The organism is Enterococcus sp. DIV1206 (genome assembly GCF_051712485.1).
Taxonomy (GTDB): domain Bacteria; phylum Bacillota; class Bacilli; order Lactobacillales; family Enterococcaceae; genus Enterococcus; species Enterococcus faecalis.
The window spans coordinates 2,020,056-2,039,238 of sequence record NZ_JBIOOZ010000001.1 but is presented as its reverse complement, the minus strand read 5'-3'; the positions used below and the strand labels follow the sequence as shown (position 1 = coordinate 2,039,238).

Below are 19,183 nucleotides of genomic sequence, written 5' to 3'. Positions count from 1 at the left end.
CTCATTAATAATAAAAAGTTTATAGAAAGAGACATGAGAAAATCGTGTCTCTTTTTCCTTTAAAGTATGAAAAAAGATAAGGAGACTAAAGTAAAAAAATAGTAATAATCGGTTTATATTTTGAAAAATAAATACTTAAAAAGAAACAACTACGAATTCAATAAATCAAATCATTGTGATAAAAACAACAGAGGAGTGCTTATGAAAAAGAATATTTATTTATCTACATTATTTATTTTGTTAACATTTTTTTGGGGTCAACAACCAGCTCAAGCAGATACGAGTACAAAAGAAATCCAAAGTTTAGAATATCCAGAATTACTCTTTCAATCAGGAACATCTAGAGGAAAGTATCATGATAAACAAGACTTAGGAATTGTAATGTCCCCTGGCTCAACCATTAAAATTCGTAAAAAAAGAACGGATGATGGGTATAAAAATTTAAAATTTTGGCTTTTAGGTAATAAAGAAAAAGAAGAACAGCAAGTGACTTTAACGACAGAATGGAAAACAATCAAAACAGATTATGCAGGTGTTCCATTTGTCAACACACCGTATGGAGGGAGTGGAAGTGAGGTAGAATATGAAATAACAGGCTCCACAGTAACGTTACCTATTTATCAAAGTGCAGATAAAGAGTCAGACTTTTTTGCTAATTGGGATCAATCCAAAGCACCATTTTCTCTAATCAAGGGACATAATTTTCAGTTGCTAATTCCTTTGGATGAAAAAGAGAGAATTAAAAAATTACCGACATTTACAAATTTAAATGAATATATTGATTATCAAGATGGGATTATAGATTACTATGATGAATTGATAGGGTTATCTTCTGATGACTTTGGTGTGAATAAAAAACCCCATAATCGTTTTTTTTTAAAGGCAGATGGAAGTGCGAGATATGGTATTGGTGCATATTATGGAAGTGATTATGCAGCAAATGGTAGAGCAACCGTTGTAGATATGTGGATGACAAAAAATGCTTGGGGAACCCTTCATGAGATTGGACATGCCTACCAGCCTTATTACAATAGTAAAGGGATTTCAACTGGAGAAGTTTCAAATAATTTAATGGCAATTTTGTATTTATCTAAATATAGTGGTAAGGAATATGTCGAAAATTCTTCTTGGTTATTTAGTTATGGTCAAAAACAATCTGTGGAGGAGAATCTCTATACGAAAATTTGGGAACAAGGTATGAGCTATTCTTCAATGAATGATTTAAGAGCGAATCTCACATTACTAACTGCAGTCATTCAAACAGGTGGGCCAGAAGCTTGGATGAAATTAAATCAGGAGTGGCGAGTTGCCGTCGACCAAAAAAATCAACTTATTACAAACATGCAAACAGCAGAATATTTTAATTATTTTTATAGTAAAGAATTTCAACAAGATTTTACGCCTGTGTTTTTACAATGGGGGATTACTTTCGATAGAAGCCGTGTTGAAGCGATAAATCGCAGTAAAGAATATTCTCCAGTTGCCCCAATCGCAGCTGTTGTGCCCAAAAATAGATTAAACGAAGCAACACAACAATTACCTGGGAGCATTATGGACTCTGTCACAAATGTTGTTAGTAATCATGAACTAAAAAAAGTCAACTTGGCTGGTGGCTCTTTAACTATTCAGCTTAAGATAGATGATTTCAATCAAATAAAAGGGCAAAAATTAAGAATTAAAGATGGTAAAACGATTGTTAAGGAAGTAGGGATTGACTCGCCAACAGTTAAAATTGATCATCTTGAAAATGGCGCCTATACTGTAGATTTTCCTAAGACAAGTAATATCTACGAAATAGATGATTATTATGTGTATATTAAAGATGCTCAAAATCAGAAAGTCATTAACTTTAAACGTTACGAAAAATCGAAACTATTAGATGAAACAATTATGTTTAGAGGATTAGGGGATAGAGAATTTGCTAAATTTCAAACAAATTTTAATCTGGGTATTGGAACGTTTAATGTTACAAGCGATCAACCTCATTCTTATTATCCTAATGAAAAATATGCAGCGATTGATGTTCAGAATGAACAAGGAATCTCAGTTTTTTCAAAAGAAATGGACGGAACTAAGGTTAAAAAGAGTTTTGATACTTTTCCATTAAAAGAAGGCTATAAAGTTGTCATTTTTCATGATGAAACAAAAGGACGATTGGTCTCAAGCACCAGTGATTTAATCAATAAAAATAGTAAGACGAATACCTTTGTAGTTAAAAATAATCAGTTGATGAATGTGGTAAAAGGCGACGATGGTCAAAAAAGACTTGAACAAAAAATTGACGAAGCAGTAGCTAACCTTGAAAAAGATCCTGAACTAAGTGAAGTTGATCGTTCAAATGAAAAAAATCAAATTTATCTGGGCATATTAGATTTACCTGATGAAAAACGAGAGCAATATCTTGAAAAATATCAAGACTTTTTAGACATTAAACCAGGTAACATTATTATTAATTATGCGGATGAAGCCGGCAAAAAATTATCTGAATCAACGATTTATAAGAACGGCCGTTTTGGTGAAATACTTAACCTAGAACCAAAGAAGATTGAAGGTTTTAACTACGTAACAACAGGGAATAAGTTGAGCTTCAAGTATAGGTTAGAAGAACAAGAAAAAACACTTGTTTATAACAAAATCACAGAGGATAATCTCACCCAGACAATTGAGGGGAAAGATGGGGAGACAATAGCTGAAGTGATCACCCGAGGAAATCTAGGCGAAATTGATTCGACCAATCCTGATACACCACTGCCAGAAGGAGATAATCGTTGGCTTAAAGTAATATTACCAACAGCTGTCGTTTTTGAATCTGATCAAGATAAAAGTAATATTACTTCGCCTAAAAATTATCAAATTAAAAATAAGTCGGGACGTCCTATCAAAGTGGATATCTTAACATATGAAATTATGGGCGGTAATGGTGTAGCAGCATTGAATACGTTAAACATTCAGCGTTCAGCTGGGTATCAGGGAACAACAGTGATACCTTTAGTAAATAACGGCGGCACCAAGAATAAATATGATATCCAAAAAGAGTTTGTGCGCTTAGCGAATAGTCAAGGGGACTATAATCAAATGAAAGGAACTGGTATTAAAGAAATAAGCTTTGAATTCACAGGAACAGCGGATTTGTCAAAATTAGAAGAGGAACAAAATTATATTGAATCTAAGTTGACGTTTAAATTTATACCATTGCAAATGAATGGGAAAACGGTTGAAGAAATAAATAAGTAGCACGAAATATGAAAATAGCAGCGGACTATTTAAAAACTGTTCATTCTTAAACACTATGTAAATAGGGTTCGTTAAAAAAGTTTAAAGGATGGGGAGGTTGGATTAAACGAAGCATGTATATTAATAAATTATTTTCAACAGAAGTAATTAAGTCTTGTTGTTGTATTAATTTGATAGACTCAAATAAATCAACGTTTACTCAAAAAATTGTTGTTTGGAGAAATGGTACCGAAGCCGAGGTGCTTTCCTTTTTTCAACGAAATTTTACGGATATGATTGTTCAATCAGTGGATTTAATAACTACTATTTGTTTACTATCAAAGGAAGAAATTAATCAGAAAGCAGAGATGAATTTTTTAGATAACTATTGGTTAAGTACATCAATGTATACAGTGGAGGCAGTGACATTGATAAACGAACAAAAAGAAATTCAAACATTTCAATGTATTGTTTCTGAAACCACTGATAGACAGGAATTATTAAGAAGACTGAAAATGAAAAGTCATAATAATCTTTATGTCAAAAAACTTTATGGAAATGGCAAATGTTGGTTAAAAAAATAATTAGTAACGATAAAACTGGTTATTAAGAAAGTAGGTGCTATTATGTTAACAACGATTTATTCAGTAGGCTTACTATTATTAGGAGCGTTACTTTCCATTGTGCTAGTGGAGACAGTCAAAAAACAGAATAATTAATTGTCGTTTGGAAGATATGATTAAAGAAAGGGACCAAAAATAAAGCAACATACTAATCACTGCCAGTAGAAGGTATGATAATGAATCTATAGATAGCTTTTGTCTGACTGTTATAGTAGGCGATAGTTTCTGAAGAAGTAGATAGTGGTAAAGAGGTAGTCAATTTTGGAAAATAGACAGTTTATGAACTGTTGGTAGTTCCGCATATACTATCTAGGCTTTTACTTTTTATTTAATTTACTTTTTTATATTTAGAATAAACAGTAATTGAAGTGAAAAGAATGATTAGCAGACCCAGCAGAGTTAAAAACATATTGTTTGTTGTCCCTGCTTTAGGAAGTATTTTTTTCTCTTTCTTATTTACTGATGATAAAGATGAAGCGGTTGTCATGCTTGTGTCACTTGTTGTTTTTTGATTCGCTTGAGGGCTGTTTTTTTTCACAGCAGTTTTGTTTGTATCAACAGTGTTGCTTGTTTCTTTTTTGATTTTTTTAGAAGAAAGAGGTTTTTCTGTTGATGGAGTGTCTTTTAAATCTTTAATTTTATCGGATTCATCTTCAACAAGGTCTTCTTTTTCACTAATACGGCTTTCAGGTTGATTTTTATCAACAGAGTTGTTAGTTTCATTCTCAACATCTTTAGGAGGAAGAGGCTTTTCTGTTGATGGGGTGTCTTCTAAATCTTTGGTTTTATCAGACTCATCTTCAACAACTTCCTCTTTTTCACCGATATGGATTTCAGGTTGATTTTTATCAACAGAGTTGTTAGTTTCATTCTCAACATCTTTAGGAGAAAGAGGATTTTCTGTTGATTGAGTGTCTTCTAAATCTTTGATTTTATCGGATTCATCTTCAACAAGATCTTCTTTTTCACCAATATGAATTTCAGGCTGACTTTTATCTGGTCCTTTTTCTGAAGGATTTTCTGAATCTTCAACTAATGGTTTTTCAGGAGTGGGGGTGTTATCTGGTAATGGTTCAACTGATTCGTTAGGAGTTTCAATCTCATGCTCATTAGGATCCTGTTTGTCTAAATCGCCATCTGCTTCTCCTTCAGCAAATAGATTTTTGACGCTAGTTGAATTTTTTTCTGTCATTCGCTCTTTGTTAAAAATTTGATAGTTTACGTCATAACTATTTTCAAAGAGCTCTTGTTTACGACCTTCAGTTGTAATGGTCGTAGTGTACATTATAGTAAATGAGGCTAAACGTGCATGGTCTTTCTTCAATCGAATAATAAAATTATTATCTGTTGAAAGTTCGATGGTGCCGAATCCTTTTTCCATGAAAGCGTTGAGAGTATAGGTAGTTGAACCTAAATAATTATTTACCGTAATATTGAAACTATCTTTGTTTAATAATTGACCAGATCCGTGAGTGTCAGAGATGACGATATCATCTGAAAGTTCTTCTTTGTTTAAATTTACATTTAAAAACCAACGGACCTTATCAGAGTCGCCTAGTAAATCCCCTGATTTGTAGAAAAATGGTTGAGTACTCGTTCCTGGATTTTGAGAAATGCCTCGGACAGTTACGGATTTTTTTTCTAAAGTTGTTCCAAAATTTGTTTCAATAGTGGCATCGGTTGTACTGTTAGTAACAGTTGATTTAATACCAAAACTAAAACTACCATGTACATGTTCTAGAAATTTTACACGATCATTGGCAGTTGCAACAATTCTGTCTTTGTATATAAGTGCTTCGCCTAAGTCGCTTAACAAAATTTTTCTTGGTGAACCGTCATTTTCAGTCATGCCCTCTAGCCCCGCTGGCATTGGAAAGGTCAATGTATCGCCAGGCTTGATATGATCTTTATATTTTTCACTAAATGTTATTTTGACAGAAGTTGTTTGTCCTTGAGATAAGTTAGTATCACTAAATTCAAATAGATCAACTATACCAGTTCCGACTAGCTCCTCTGCAGAAACAACTTGGTGGCTGTAAAAACTTCCAATAATAATAATCAGTAGAGAAAATGTATATTTTAAAAACTTGTTCAAAATGATCTTCCTTTTCTTTCTTTTTTTGTTATTTCTTTTCCTTTTTGGATATTACTTTGTTTTCCACTAAAAATATATAATAACTTATTTTTTTAGTTAATAATTTATCATTTTTAACTCATATTCTAATGTAAACGATTTCTTCGTCTAGACCAATTGGTTGTTTTCACTAATTTAAAATAAGCTAATTAATATAACGAGTGTTTTTTAAAGTTTTTTTGTTAAAAGAAATTTTTATTGTGAAATTAAAGATTAAAAAATAAGGAGTGGATTATGGGTGCTTTTTTCTCGGTTCCTTTTAAAATAGTTTTTAGTTATAGAAAAAATTGTAAAAAATAAAAAAACTAGTCTGGGATTTCGTTATTATATTGTTATTTAATATGCTGAAAAGATATGTAGAGAATTTTTTAATTTAAAATATGGATATACAAATTTTTTTTAGTTTCAATGCTATTCATTGTAGATTCTGAAGTTTACTATTCTTTGATAATAGTTGATTTAACGTTTTGTTCCTGGCTAATTTGAAGTGTATCATTGGATTACTCCAACCGTAAGAGTTGTTAAGTCGCAAGTTTTTCAGAGAATGAGTGCAAAATATTTTGCATTTCTCTTCTTTTGTATCCTTTTCTTATAGAAATAAAAAGAGCTAAAACCTTTATTTTATAAGGTTTTAGCTCTCTTTTGTTTTTCTCTACTTTTCTAAAAATGGAGACGGCGGGAGTCGAACCCGCGTCCAAACATATTGCCACTTAAATCTCTACGTTCATAGACACTCATTTAAAGGTTCGCTTTACAGCGTGCCGAGTGACAGGCATTCTGTATTGCTAGTCTGGTAAGCTCTTCTAAATGTTACAGACGGAAAAATTTAGCGTATCCCACTTCGATTAGGACCCTGACCCGAGCACATGGGCGATGCCGGGAGGATCTTCGCTAGCTGGTTTTTAGGCAGCTAAAGCGAAAGAATTGTTTTCGTTTTTAGCAGTTATATTTAACTGTAACGTTTTAACGTAGCCGTAACCTACGAAACGCAATTCAAGCTCAACTATGCCTGTCGAATCCGTAACGCCCCCGAAATAACATAAGTATCCCTTGATACTTATCAAAGTATAGCATAAATTCCTTGTTTTTTCAAAGAGTAGGATAACACTCTGTTAGATATTCATAAAAAGAGGAAGGATGGACCGGAACTCAGTTCATCCTTCCTCTTTTTATGAAAGCGTGTGGGTATGTTTTGTAATCCATTGTTGCAAACGGATATTCAACCAAAAACCATAAATTCCTAAAGTAATTATAGTTAATAAAAGCCATTTAATCCAATGACCGAATAATTGCATAGCTGTACCGTCAAAATAAAGGCGTTTACCATCAATAACGGTATGCTTGATTTTCCAGTTGTACATCATACAAATTCCCCAAGGTGTGCAAATGCCTAATGTAAAGACAGTAATCAAGGTTGCTAAAATTGAAGTCCCGATATACGTGGCTAAACCACCGTCAAAATATGAATTTTTCATTCTTTTCCTCCTTATCTCATAAACTTTATTATAACAAGAATAAATGGCCTGGGAAACAAAATGAGGATGAAATAAGTATTTTTATTCATTATTGATGTGAAATATGTTATTTATGCAACTCAAACTTGGCAGCATTAGATATTTTGTAACAAACGTTATCTAATGTAACTACCATAATAAAACGTTTTCCTTAGGAAGTGAATTAGAAATTTAAAAAAAAGGCTACTTAAATGAGCATTAATATTGTGCGAGACATATCTTTTTGCTATTGTCAACTTCTGAAAAAGACCACTAAGTGGAAAAAATAAGAGAAAAGAAGGGTGAATAATTTTTTATGACAAAAAGTGTAAAATTTTTAGTGTTACTGTTGGTAATGATTCTACCAATTGCGGGGGCGTTATTGATTGGTCCAATTTCGTTTGGCGCCGAATTGAGCAAAAGTTCAATCGTTGACAAAGTAGAATTAGATCACACTACTTTATATCAAGGGGAGATGACCTCCATTAAAGTATCTTTTAGTGACAAAGAAAATCAGAAAATAAAACCTGGAGATACTATTACTTTAACTTTACCAGACGAACTAGTTGGAATGACCGAGAACGATGGCTCACCACGAAAAATCAATTTAAATGGTTTAGGGGAAGTTTTTATCTATAAAGATCATGTTGTAGCAACATTTAATGAAAAAGTTGAATCTTTACATAATGTGAATGGGCATTTTTCTTTCGGGATTAAAACGCTTATCACCAATAGTTCGCAACCGAATGTGATAGAAACGGATTTCGGAACAGCAACGGCGACTCAACGTTTGACGATTGAAGGAGTGACTAACACAGAGACTGGCCAAATTGAGCGAGACTATCCGTTTTTTTATAAAGTAGGCGATTTGGCTGGAGAGTCAAATCAAGTACGTTGGTTTTTAAATGTGAACCTCAGTAAATCCGATGTCACAGAAGATATTTCAATTGCGGATCGACAAGGAAGTGGTCAACAATTAAATAAAGAGAGTTTTACATTTGATATTGTGAATGACAAAGAAACTAAATATATTTCACTTGCCGAGTTTGAGCAACAAGGTTATGGCAAAATTGACTTCGTGACAGATAATGACTTTAATTTACGTTTTTATCGGGATAAAGCACGCTTTACTTCCTTTATCGTCCGTTACACTTCGACAATCACAGAAGCAGGCCAACATCAAGCAACATTTGAAAATAGTTATGACATCAATTATCAACTAAACAATCAAGACCCAATGAATGAAAAAAATACATCACAGGTTAAAAATGTTTTTGTAGAAGGCGAGGCAAGCGGCAATCAAAATGTGGAAATGCCAACAGAAGAAAGTCTAGACATTCCTTTAGAGACAATAGAAGAATGGGAACCAAAGACACCTACTTCAGAACAGGCAACAGAAACAAGTGAAAAGACAGACACAACAGAAACCGTAGAAAGCAGCCAACCAGAAGTTCATGTCTCGCCAACAGAAGAGGAAAATCCAGATGAAGGTGAAACACTAGGCACGATGGAGCCAATCATACCTGAAAAACCAAGCGTAACAACTGAAGAGAATGGCACAACGGAAACGGCAGAAAGCAGCCAACCAGAAGTTCATGTGTCGCCAACGGAAGAAGAAAATCCAGATGAAAGTGAAACGTTAGGTACAATTGCACCGATCATACCTGAAAAACCAAGCGTAACAACTGAAGAGAATGGCACAACAGAAACCGCAGAAAGCAGCCAACCAGAAGTTCATGTGTCGCCAACAGAAGAAGAAAATCCAGATGAAAGTGAAACGTTAGGTACAATTGCACCAATCATACCTGAAAAACCAAGCGTAACAACTGAAGAGAATGGCACAACAGAAACCGCAGAAAGCAGTCAACCAGAAGTCCATGTGTCGCCAACAGAAGAAGAAAATCCAGATGAAAGTGAAACACTAGGTACAATTGCACCAATCATACCTGAAAAACCAAGCGTAACAACTGAAGAGAACGGCACAACAGAAACCGCAGAAAGCAGTCAACCAGAAGTCCATGTCTCACCAACAAAAGAAATTACTACAACTGAGAAAAAACAGCCATCCACAGAAACAACTGTGGAGACAAATAAAAATGTTACATCAAAAAATCAACCACAAATACTAAACGCTCCATTAAATACATTGAAAAATGAAGGAAGCCCACAATTGGTTCCCCAACTGCTTAGTGAACCAATTCAAAAATTAAATGAAGCAAACGGGCAACGAGAACTTCCCAAAACAGGCACAACAAAAACACCGTTTATGTTAATAGCAGGAATACTGGCAAGTACATTTGCCGTTTTAGGTGTAAGTTATCTACAAATCAGAAAGAATTAACAATAGAAAAGCCATCCAGCTTTCGCTGGGGGGCTTTTCTATTATCTGGAGATAAATTGTTGATAGGCGCCAATCAAAAACTATGCTACAGTAAGGTATATAATGCTCGAAAAGGAGGGAGTAAATGACTAAAAAAATATGGTCGCACTTTCGGAAAAGCTTCACTTGGTACATTTTGATTGGCGTGATTGTTTCATTATGTAGTGCTTTAGCAATTTATTTTTTTCAACAGTTGTTAGATCATTATCAAAAAAGTTTCCAACTAGGGTTGTTAGTAGCGTATGGAACAACAATTATTTTAATTCCGCTATTGTCTTACTGTGAACAGAAACCGAAAGCTTACTTAACTAATGGCATCTATTTCTATTTGAAGAAATTAAGTTTAATAAAAATGAGCAAGATTTCCTATGAAGAATATCTAAAACTGGGAGCGGGAGCTTTACTACAAAAAGTAGAAGTTGGTGCAGCAGCTGGGAGAAATATCCACTTGAATTTTTATGGGCGCTTATTTCGAGAGTTAATTCCAGAGACGTTATTTAATTTATTTTTCATAGCATTGATTGATAAAAAATTATTACCAGCAATTCTAATTGGTTATGTGATTGTATTTATTTTAACTAAAATACTTTTGAAAACGCTACAAAAAATGAAAGAAAAAACACTTATTTCTGAAGAAGCAATGAATGCTACTTTGATACGAGGGATGACAGAACTAGTAACTTTTAGAATTAATCGAAAATATAAAAAAGAGATTGAAAATTACGCGTTAATGGCAGAGGAAAATAGTCAAAATATAACAAAAATGACTATGATCCATGAATTTTTCTTTGGCTTTTTTGCCTTTTTAGTAGCACTAATCAAAGTAAGTATTGTCGTACTTAGTTTTACTAACGTCGTGACGCTAAGTTTAGGTGGACTTGTAGCGATAGTGATGTATATCGATCGAATTTATACGCCGATAGCCATATTTAATGTTTTATTTGTTCAATATAATTTGGATAAAGTAGCCTATCAGCGCTTGGAAGATTTTTATAAAAAAGAAGATGATCCTGATTTAGCGGTTCCAGGCAAAGCGTTACCTGAAATTCAAACAATTTCATTAAAAGATGTGTGTTTTAGCGTAGATAGTCAAACGATTATGTCCCAACAAAATCGACAATTTTCAATGAACAAAACCTATGGCTTGATTGGAAAAAGTGGGACAGGCAAATCTACCCTGATTAAATTGATTTTAGGATTATTGAAACCGACAGAGGGGACAGTTTATGTGAATCAATTTCCTCTAACACAATTCAATTTGGAAGATTATTATGAAAAAGTTTTTTATTTATCGCAAGATGTGCCAATATTTCAAGGAACGTTAAAAGAAAATATTGTATTGAATCAAGAAATTTCTGATGAACAAGTAATTGAAGCTATGTATCGTTTTCAGTTGGGGGAACTTTATGAACGGTTGCCGGAAGGTTTAAACACTATTGTGAGTGAAAAAGGAATGAATTTTTCTGGTGGCGAGAAACAACGGATTGCTTTTACACGCTTAGCATTTACACAAGCAGAGATTCTTATTTTAGATGAGGCGACTTCTGCATTGGACGAAAAGACCGAAGAAAAAGTGTTACAAGAAGTACAAAAATTTACCCACAATAAGTTGACTATTTTGGTTACTCATCGACCTAAAACCCTGCGATTTGTAGATGAAATTATTGATTTAAATGAGTGAACTTGTTAGCTCTTTGGCGCTTCTTTTGCTACACTTTTTATAAGAATTGAGAGAAAGGGGCAACTGTTGATGAATAATAATGAGCAAGAATTAGCGGAATTTTGGGATGAATTTGCAGAAGAATATGAAGAAATTCAACAAGAATCGCCATTTCCAATTGCTCGAGAATTACGTGATTTCTTGGTCCAAGAAGGTCTTTTTCCGTGTCAGACATTTCTGGATATCGCAGGTGGGACAGGACGATACTTACCTTTTTTTCAAGAGCAAGTCACGGAGTATACGCTAGCCGATATTTCTCAGAGAATGTTGGAGATTGCGGAAGCAAAAGCACAAAGCAACGTTGCTTTTCTTCACCAAAGCCAAGAAAGACTGATTGAGACTGGGAAAAAATTTCAAGTCGTTTTTTCAGCGATGAACCCTGCTTTGGATACGCCGGAAAAAGTTAATGCATTGTGCCAATTAAGTGAGGAATGGTGTCTTATATTTCGGCTAGTGGAAGAGCAAGATTCGTTGTTTTCTCCTTTTGAGCAAGAGAGCAACCCGCAGTTAAATTGGATGGCACAATACAAAGCATTTCTAAAAAAAGAACAGCGACCTTTTTTCACAAAAAAATTTTTCTTTGAAGCATCAGAAGCTATTTCAAAAGACTTTTTCCGCAGCTATTTTGAAGAACAATGGTCAGTTCCAATTTTAGAACAACGCGTACAAGAAATTTTTGGTTCTCATGAAATTAAGCAAAATCAGCGTACCATTATTTATGAATTAATTGTTATTCCATGTAAAAAAACAACCAGCGATGACTAATTATCGCTGGTTGTTTTTCGGTTATTTAATTGTGCGAAAGCTTTTTCTGGTATCTCTTTTTTATCAATTTTGACAGGAGATTGGATGATTCTTTTTTTACTAATGGTTGCTTCTATGTAAGCATTCGGTTCCAAAGGTTGAGGATTTTTGTCTGTCCGTTCGTAATCCATGACTTGCGTTTTTCCATTACTTTTAACAAAAGTTAACGCGTATTTTAATGAATATAGACCAGAGACTGGTTGTTTTTGATTGTTTAATGCTTGTTTTCTTTCAGGAATTTCTAGAGGAACTTGTGCATAGGCTTTTTCACCCTTATATGTATCTGCATAAAAACGATAGCTTATATAACCACCAACAATCAATACGCCAATCAATAAAATAGCGCCAATTTTTTTCATTTTTTCTCCTCCTAACAATTTACGAAAATAGTATAGCAAAAGAAGACGGCTTTTGAACATCGAAAAAACGAACAGTTATCTTACAAAACTGTTCGTTTTTTCGGTCTATTTAGCTTTCATCAGAGAGTAGAAAGGAATCATTTTTCTTACGATAACTAAAGAAAATAACAAAGTACAATAGGCCTGTTAAAAGAGTAACGCCTGACGAATTTGTAAATAAGATGCCAATAAAGATGAGGCCTAAAATGATTAAAGCAAGAAGATTAATACTTTTTTCAAAGAGAGACCCTCGTTTTAAAGACAGAACAAACGCCGCAGCGCTAATTAAAATCCAAATTAGCAAGACAGTGTAAGAGAGAGAACCGGCTAAGTAACCAAATAATTCATCGCCAACAAAATAAGAAAGAATAACGCCCAGATATAAAACACTGGCGCAGAAGAAAACTGAACGTTGAGGTACTTGGTGCTTGTTTAAAACCGCAAGTTTACTCATGGGTCCTTTTTTATCTTTTAAGCGAAAATATAAAAGGCGAGAAGAGGCGTATACCCCAGAATTAATAGAAGAAAACAAGGCTAAAATAATCACAAAATTTACGATGTCAGCAGCAAAAGGAATATTCATTTTTTCAAAAACCATAACAAATGGACTCACCGTTGTGCCTGCTAAGGTATTCCAAGGGAAAATAATCAAAAGTAAGAATAATGGAATGATATAGAAGGAAATAATCCGTCCCATCACACCACGAATCGCTTTAGGAATAGCTTTTTTAGGATCATCTGCTTCACTGACAGTAATCGCGATTAATTCTGAACCGCCATAAGAATAAATAACTACTAATAAAGAATTAACAATACCTTTCATGCCATGTGGGGCGAAGCCACCATGATCGGTGATACTTTGTAAAGTAGGGAAGACACCACTGCCTAGCATTTGTTGTCCCACCAGATAAACACCAAAAATAATTAACAAAATGATGACACTAATTTTAGCAAACGCCAACCAATATTCTGTTTCTGCAAATAAACGAACCGAGTAAAGATTAATGAGCGTCGTTAAAATAGCTAAAATGAAAACAAAAAACCAAGCAGGAATATTAGGAAACCAAAGTTGTAAAAAGGAAGCTGCGGCAACCGCTTCTGCGATAATATTAATTGTCCACATGGAATAATAAACCCAATCAATAAAATCAGCAGAATGTGCACCTAAAAATGGTCGAACCAAGCCAGACAAACCATGATGTGTGTCTCCGCCATCTAAAACAAGTTTTCCTAAACCACTCATGACGATGAAGAGAACAGCACCGCCAATTAGAAAGGCGATTAAAACAGAAGGACCAGCAATACCAATTGCTTCGCCACTTCCTTTAAAAAGACCTGCGCCAATCGCTCCCCCTAAGGCTAACATCGTAATGTGGCGCGAGCTTAATTGTTTTTTTAAGGTTGTTTGTTGTGTTTCACTCATAGGATTCTCCTTTAATTGAAAAAAATAATATGAAAATAACTTTCTTTATTATATACAATTTTCTGACAATTACAACTATTCTGTCAATGAAAATGAAAAAATAAGTGAAAAATATTATGAAAATAAAAAATCGAGCAATTTAAGTGATTAAAATCGCTCAATTTTTTTATTAATTTTTATTTTTTAATAGAGTCATAATTGTTAATGGAACAGTAATGACTACATAGCCGATGATACTAGCCACTACTAAATAAGCTATAGGACTCGAGAAATTAAATAAGTCCGTTAAAAGTATTGCGACAATCATTGAAATAGCATAACAAATGAATAATTGAATAAACCGCTTTGCAGACAAAAAATCACCTCTTCCTAATTAGTTAAAGTCTCTTTTCAATCATTTAGTATACACCTGAAAAGAAGAATAAACTATCATTAATTAAAAGAAAAAGTGAAACAACTAGCGGATTTTTTGTTCAGCTGATTATCTTAAGAATTAGAAAATGGGACATAAGTCATCTCGACTTATGTCCCATTTTCATTTATGACGTTGGCTTCGTGTAAATTGAGAAGTCTCGTCCTCTCTAGTGGTTGGTTTCTGTGTTCGTTGTACGGCTTGCTTTTCTGGCTCGCTCTTTTTTGCAACATCAGTCACAACGTTTGGCTTCTGAGAAGGGGGAACGGTTGTTTTTTTGTTTAAAGTTGGCGTAGTTCTTTTTGTTTCTTTCTTTTGTTTCTTTTTATTATTTTTATCATTTCCAGTGACTGTCAAATAGATAATCAGAAAAATCATTAGGATCGTTGCAACAATTAATAGAATAAACATGTTAAATGAAATGAACATGCATGGCCCTCGTTTCTCGTTTTTTCTTAGTTTACCAAAATTTCAAAATTTCGTCACTCTTTTCTTCAGAAAAAACGAATTTCAAAGGAGTTAAAAGAAACTTTTATAAAAAAGCCTCCTTTTTTGTGTGAAAATGCACAAAATTTCTGGAATCGTTTGCTGTTAAAACCAGATACTGGTAAAATAATTATTGTATAAGAATCATTTTAAAAAACGATTTTTGTTACAAATAACGTATTTGTTGAAAAGGCACTGTGAAGTAGTTAGAGACGACAGCCAAGTGACTTTTAATGACAGCCGCCCAATTAATTTCATGGAGCCTTTTCGTAGAAAACGAGGAGGTTATTTTGCGTGAAAGTGAGTATATTTTCGACATGCGTGGTGGATTTACTTTTTCCAAATGTAGGGCAAGCAATGGTAGAGGTTTTGGAACGTTATGGCTGTGAAACGGTTTTACCAACAAGCCAAACGTGTTGTGGTCAGCCAACGTATAATAGTGGCTATGTGACAGAGAGCACGACAACGCTTAAGAATCAAATTGATAGTTTTGACGGTGCCGATTATGTGGTGGGACCTGCGGGGTCTTGTGTCGGCATGATGAAAGAATACCACAAATTTTTAGCAGATGATCCTATTTATGGACCAAAAGCACAACGTTTAGCTGAGCGAACTTACGAGTTTAGTCAGTTTCTTTATCGTGTCTTAGGGGTCAAAGATGTTGGCGCAACGTTACATGGGAAAGCCACTTATCATCGTTCTTGTCATATGACGCGAATTTTAAATGAACGAGAATCGCCTTTTGTTTTGTTGGATCATGTGAAAGGATTAGAAATGATTCCTTTAGGACATCTTGAAAATTGTTGCGGATTTGGCGGAACGTTTTCAGTGAAAATGCCAGCTATTTCTGAACAAATGGTGACGGAAAAAATGAACGATGTGATTGATACAGGCGCAGAAATTTTAATTAGTGCGGATATGGGTTGCCTGATGAATATCGGCGGTAAATTTAATCGTGATGGGAAAAAGATTAAGATTATGCATATTGCAGAAGTCCTTAATCACGAAGTGGATGAAGCACGCATGGACCAACCGCAAATCATATCGGTAGGGTAAGGGGGAAGAACTGTGGGATTATCAACGAGCAATAAGCCGTTAAGTGAACGAATTGAAGAAAGTAAAAAAGATGTGTTTATGCAAAAGGCTGTCGCCAAAGCACAAGATGCCCAATGGGAGAAACGAGAAGGTGCGCGGGAAGCTTTAGGCAATTGGCCACAATGGCGTGAATTGGGAGAACAAATTCGCCAACATACAATTCAGTATCTGCCTGACTATTTAGAAGAGTTCAGTGATAACGTCGCCAAACGAGGTGGCAAAGTCTTTTTTGCTCAAACCGCCGAAGAGGCCAATGAATATGTGAAACAAGTGGTTCTAGAAAAAAAGGCGAAAAAAATTGTGAAATCTAAATCAATGGTGACGACCGAAGTCGATATTGATCCAATGTTATTGGGATTAGACGATGTCAGCGTGATGGAAACAGACTTGGCGGAATTCATTTTACAAATGGATGACTGGGATGAACCGTCACATATTGTTTTCCCAAGTATTCATAAAAATCGCGAACAGATTCGTCAGGTTTTTGCGAAAAAATTAGGGTATCAAGGAGATAATGACCCGGTAAATTTGGCACGCTGTGCACGAGAAGTGATGCGCAAATTCTTTTTGGAAGCGGAGATTGGCATTACAGGTTGTAATTTCGCTATTGCGGATAGCGGCTTAATTAACTTAAATACAAATGAAGGAAATGCTGATTTGACCATCAGTATTCCTAAGACACAAATCGTGTTAATGGGAATGGAAAGAATCGTACCAACGATGCGTGAAGCAGAGGTTTTAGATAACCTTTTAGCCAGAAGTGCCGTTGGTCAAAATTTAACAACGTATGTGACGTTTGCTGGGCAAAAAAATGCGGATGAATCCGATGGTCCGGAAGAATTTCACGTAGTCATTTTGGATAACGGGCGTTCAAAAGCGTTAGGAACAGCCTTTCAGCCAGTCTTACAGTGTATTCGTTGTGGGTCTTGTCTGAATGTTTGTCCGGTCTATCGCCATATTGGAGGACACGGTTATGGCTCTATTTATCCAGGACCAATTGGTGCTGTGCTTTCTCCAATTTTAGGTGGATATAAACAGTTTGGGGAATTGCCTTATGCGTCTAGTCTCTGTGGGGCATGTACGGAAACATGTCCTGTGAAAATTCCATTGCACGAATTATTAATTGAACATCGTAAAGTGATGACCGATGATCTGAAAATGAAACATGGATTTGAAGATTTCCAAATGCGTATGGTAGGCAAAGCCACTGGTTCACCAGCAATGTTTAAAGCAGCCATGAAAGTCGATCATGCTGCAGCGGGCATTTTAAGTAAACAAAAAGACATTACTGTTGAAAACATGTACAATCATGGGGGCTACCTTGATAAAGGACCAGGGTTAGTAAAAGGTTGGACCGATGTTCGTGATTTGCCAAGACCACCAAAATCTTCAGAAAACTTCAGAAGTTGGTTCAAAAAACATCAAGAAGGTGAAAAAAATGACTAACGAAGCGATTCAAAATCGAGAACCTTTTTTACAAAATCTACGAGAAAAATTAGGCGTAGAAAAACAGCCTGTTTCGGCCCATCCATTTGAGCCAGTTAATCATTTACCAGAAGAACAGTTGGCAGATAAAACACCAGCAGAGCTATTAACGATTGTGAAAGAGCGTGTGGAAACGATTCACACGAACTTAGTGGAAACCACACAAGAAAATTTACTGACGACGATTCAGCAAATTGTTGCTGAGTTTGGTGGGGGCAATCTTTTATTGCCAACAGATGCACGTTTTGAAGCCTATGGATTAGCTGATTTAGCTAAGTCATTAGAGGCTGTTTCTGTTAAGCAATGGCAACCTGGAAGTGAGCAACGAGAAGCGAATATTCAAACAGCTGCTCAGGCAAATATCGCGATTGCCTTTGCTGAGTTTTTACTAGCTGAATCAGGAACGATTGTGGTGGAGTCCAATGCGGGGCAAGGCAGAGCTTTACACTTTTTACCGAAGCATTACATTTCAATTATACCGTTTAGCAAACTCGTTCCACGTTCGACTCAGCCAGCAGCTTTTTATACAGAAAAAATAGAAAAAGGCGAAAGAATCGGCTCAGCGATTCACTTTATTTCAGGGCCTTCTAATTCAGGAGATATTGAAATGCAACTGGTTGTCGGGTTGCATGGTCCTTTAGAAGTTTGTTACGTGGTTGTGATGGATCGCTAAAACGCTAGAAGCATAATCAATTCAGCCCTTTTTAGAATTGATTATGTTTTTTTTATGAGCAGGATCAAAAAAGTAAGAATCAAATTTGAAAGAAATACGTTTTTTTTCTGACCATTTTGTAAAAAAAGCGTACATAAAAATTAATTGGGTGTTAAGCACTATAGGATTGATTTACTTTGTGGTAGAATATGAGACATAAGATAATAAGGTTTTTGGAGGAATGAGTTTGAAATCAAAAGAATTAATTAAAACAGTCGTCTTTTTTGCCTGTTTAGCTTTGGGTCTGTTTTTACTGAGACAATTTGTATTTACGCCTGTCGTAGTGAGAGGTCATTCAATGGATCCAACGTTAGCAGATGGTGAACGGGTAATTACGTTAAAAAACACAGAAATTAATCGTTTCGATATTATTACTTTCCCAGCGCCAGATGAACCAGATAAAAATTATATTAAACGTGTGATTGGTTTACCTGGAGATACAATTGCGTACAAGGATGATACGTTGTACATCAATGGAAAAGAAGTTGACGAACCCTATTTAGATGAATTTAAAAAAGCCTTAACAGATGGTCAACCTTTGACAGGCGATTTTTCATTAAAAGAAAAAGTACCAGCAGATAGCTACTTTGTTTTAGGTGATAATCGACGGAATTCAAAAGACGGTCGTGTCATTGGTTTTATTCATAAAAAAGATATTTTGGGTGAAGTGAAATTCGTTATGTGGCCATTCTCACGGTTTGGTCCAATACCAGAAGTGTCAAAACAATAAAAGAGACAATGAGTAAAAGAGAAGGACGGAAATGTGTAAAAACAAACACATGTTTCCGTCCTTCTTTTGTGGTAA

General features: G+C 34.9%; 15 protein-coding genes and 1 other RNA gene. 9 read left to right on the top strand and 7 right to left on the bottom strand.

The genetic code is table 11. The features are described from left to right. Positions 1–201 precede the first annotated feature (201 nt). Entirely contained in the window at positions 202–3,234 is a 3,033-nt protein-coding gene (locus IGK86_RS09895; RefSeq protein WP_016616820.1) for a putative mucin/carbohydrate-binding domain-containing protein, read from the top strand. A gap of 113 nt (positions 3,235–3,347) precedes the next feature. Next, positions 3,348–3,797 (top strand): hypothetical protein, encoded by a 450-nt coding sequence (locus tag IGK86_RS09890; RefSeq protein WP_016616819.1) that lies wholly within the window; start codon positions 3,348–3,350, stop codon positions 3,795–3,797. Positions 3,798–4,164: 367 nt separating this feature from the next. Here IGK86_RS09890 and IGK86_RS09885 read toward each other — a convergent pair whose 3' ends face one another. The 3 genes from IGK86_RS09885 to IGK86_RS09875 form a co-directional block, all read right to left on the bottom strand. After that, complete coding sequence (locus tag IGK86_RS09885; protein WP_104877117.1) at positions 4,165–5,931, bottom strand: collagen binding domain-containing protein; 1,767 nt, start codon at positions 5,929–5,931, stop codon at positions 4,165–4,167. A gap of 703 nt (positions 5,932–6,634) precedes the next feature. Beyond that, positions 6,635–7,001: a transfer-messenger RNA gene (ssrA, locus tag IGK86_RS09880) on the bottom strand. 138 nt (positions 7,002–7,139) lie between these two features. Continuing rightward, positions 7,140–7,445: a DUF898 family protein gene (locus IGK86_RS09875; RefSeq protein ID WP_010713532.1), complete on the bottom strand. Its 306-nt coding sequence runs from the start codon at positions 7,443–7,445 to the stop codon at positions 7,140–7,142. A gap of 334 nt (positions 7,446–7,779) precedes the next feature. Here IGK86_RS09875 and ace point away from each other — a divergent pair, with 334 nt between their 5' ends. The 3 genes from ace (at position 7,780) to IGK86_RS09860 (ending at position 12,328) form a co-directional block, all read left to right on the top strand. Beyond that, positions 7,780–9,804: a collagen-binding MSCRAMM adhesin Ace gene (gene ace / locus IGK86_RS09870; protein WP_104877116.1), complete on the top strand. Its 2,025-nt coding sequence runs from the start codon at positions 7,780–7,782 to the stop codon at positions 9,802–9,804. Positions 9,805–9,928: 124 nt separating this feature from the next. Further along, the gene (locus IGK86_RS09865) at positions 9,929–11,524 is read left to right on the top strand and encodes an ATP-binding cassette domain-containing protein (protein ID WP_016617183.1); all 1,596 of its coding nucleotides are present in this window, start codon (positions 9,929–9,931) and stop codon (positions 11,522–11,524) included. 69 nt (positions 11,525–11,593) lie between these two features. Continuing rightward, complete coding sequence (locus tag IGK86_RS09860; RefSeq protein ID WP_010713528.1) at positions 11,594–12,328, top strand: class I SAM-dependent methyltransferase; 735 nt, start codon at positions 11,594–11,596, stop codon at positions 12,326–12,328. Here IGK86_RS09860 and IGK86_RS09855 read toward each other — a convergent pair. The 4 genes from IGK86_RS09855 to IGK86_RS09840 all read right to left on the bottom strand — a co-directional run bounded on the left by IGK86_RS09855 (position 12,325) and on the right by IGK86_RS09840 (position 15,011). Next, complete coding sequence (locus IGK86_RS09855) at positions 12,325–12,726, bottom strand: YxeA family protein (RefSeq protein ID WP_002388016.1); 402 nt, start codon at positions 12,724–12,726, stop codon at positions 12,325–12,327. The genes IGK86_RS09860 and IGK86_RS09855 overlap by 4 nt on opposite strands. A 109-nt stretch (positions 12,727–12,835) precedes the next feature. Continuing rightward, complete coding sequence (locus tag IGK86_RS09850; protein WP_010713527.1) at positions 12,836–14,188, bottom strand: amino acid permease; 1,353 nt, start codon at positions 14,186–14,188, stop codon at positions 12,836–12,838. A 169-nt stretch (positions 14,189–14,357) separates the two neighbouring features. Then, positions 14,358–14,543, bottom strand: coding sequence for a hypothetical protein (locus IGK86_RS09845; protein WP_002358046.1), 186 nt, complete (start codon positions 14,541–14,543; stop codon positions 14,358–14,360). A gap of 180 nt (positions 14,544–14,723) precedes the next feature. After that, complete coding sequence (locus tag IGK86_RS09840; RefSeq protein WP_002390077.1) at positions 14,724–15,011, bottom strand: hypothetical protein; 288 nt, start codon at positions 15,009–15,011, stop codon at positions 14,724–14,726. A 369-nt stretch (positions 15,012–15,380) separates the two neighbouring features. Between IGK86_RS09840 and IGK86_RS09835 the strand changes: the two genes are divergently transcribed. The 4 genes from IGK86_RS09835 to lepB all read left to right on the top strand — a co-directional run bounded on the left by IGK86_RS09835 (position 15,381) and on the right by lepB (position 19,108). Next, positions 15,381–16,142, top strand: coding sequence for a (Fe-S)-binding protein (locus tag IGK86_RS09835; protein WP_002365495.1), 762 nt, complete (start codon positions 15,381–15,383; stop codon positions 16,140–16,142). A gap of 12 nt (positions 16,143–16,154) precedes the next feature. Beyond that, a complete protein-coding gene (locus tag IGK86_RS09830; RefSeq protein ID WP_002365496.1) occupies positions 16,155–17,627 on the top strand; it encodes a LutB/LldF family L-lactate oxidation iron-sulfur protein in 1,473 nt (490 codons plus the stop codon). Beyond that, a complete protein-coding gene (locus IGK86_RS09825) occupies positions 17,620–18,339 on the top strand; it encodes a LutC/YkgG family protein (protein ID WP_010713526.1) in 720 nt (239 codons plus the stop codon). Before IGK86_RS09830 ends, IGK86_RS09825 begins: the two co-directional genes overlap by 8 nt. A 220-nt stretch (positions 18,340–18,559) precedes the next feature. After that, complete coding sequence (gene lepB, locus IGK86_RS09820; RefSeq protein WP_002358039.1) at positions 18,560–19,108, top strand: signal peptidase I; 549 nt, start codon at positions 18,560–18,562, stop codon at positions 19,106–19,108. The last annotated feature ends 75 nt before the right edge of the window (positions 19,109–19,183 follow it).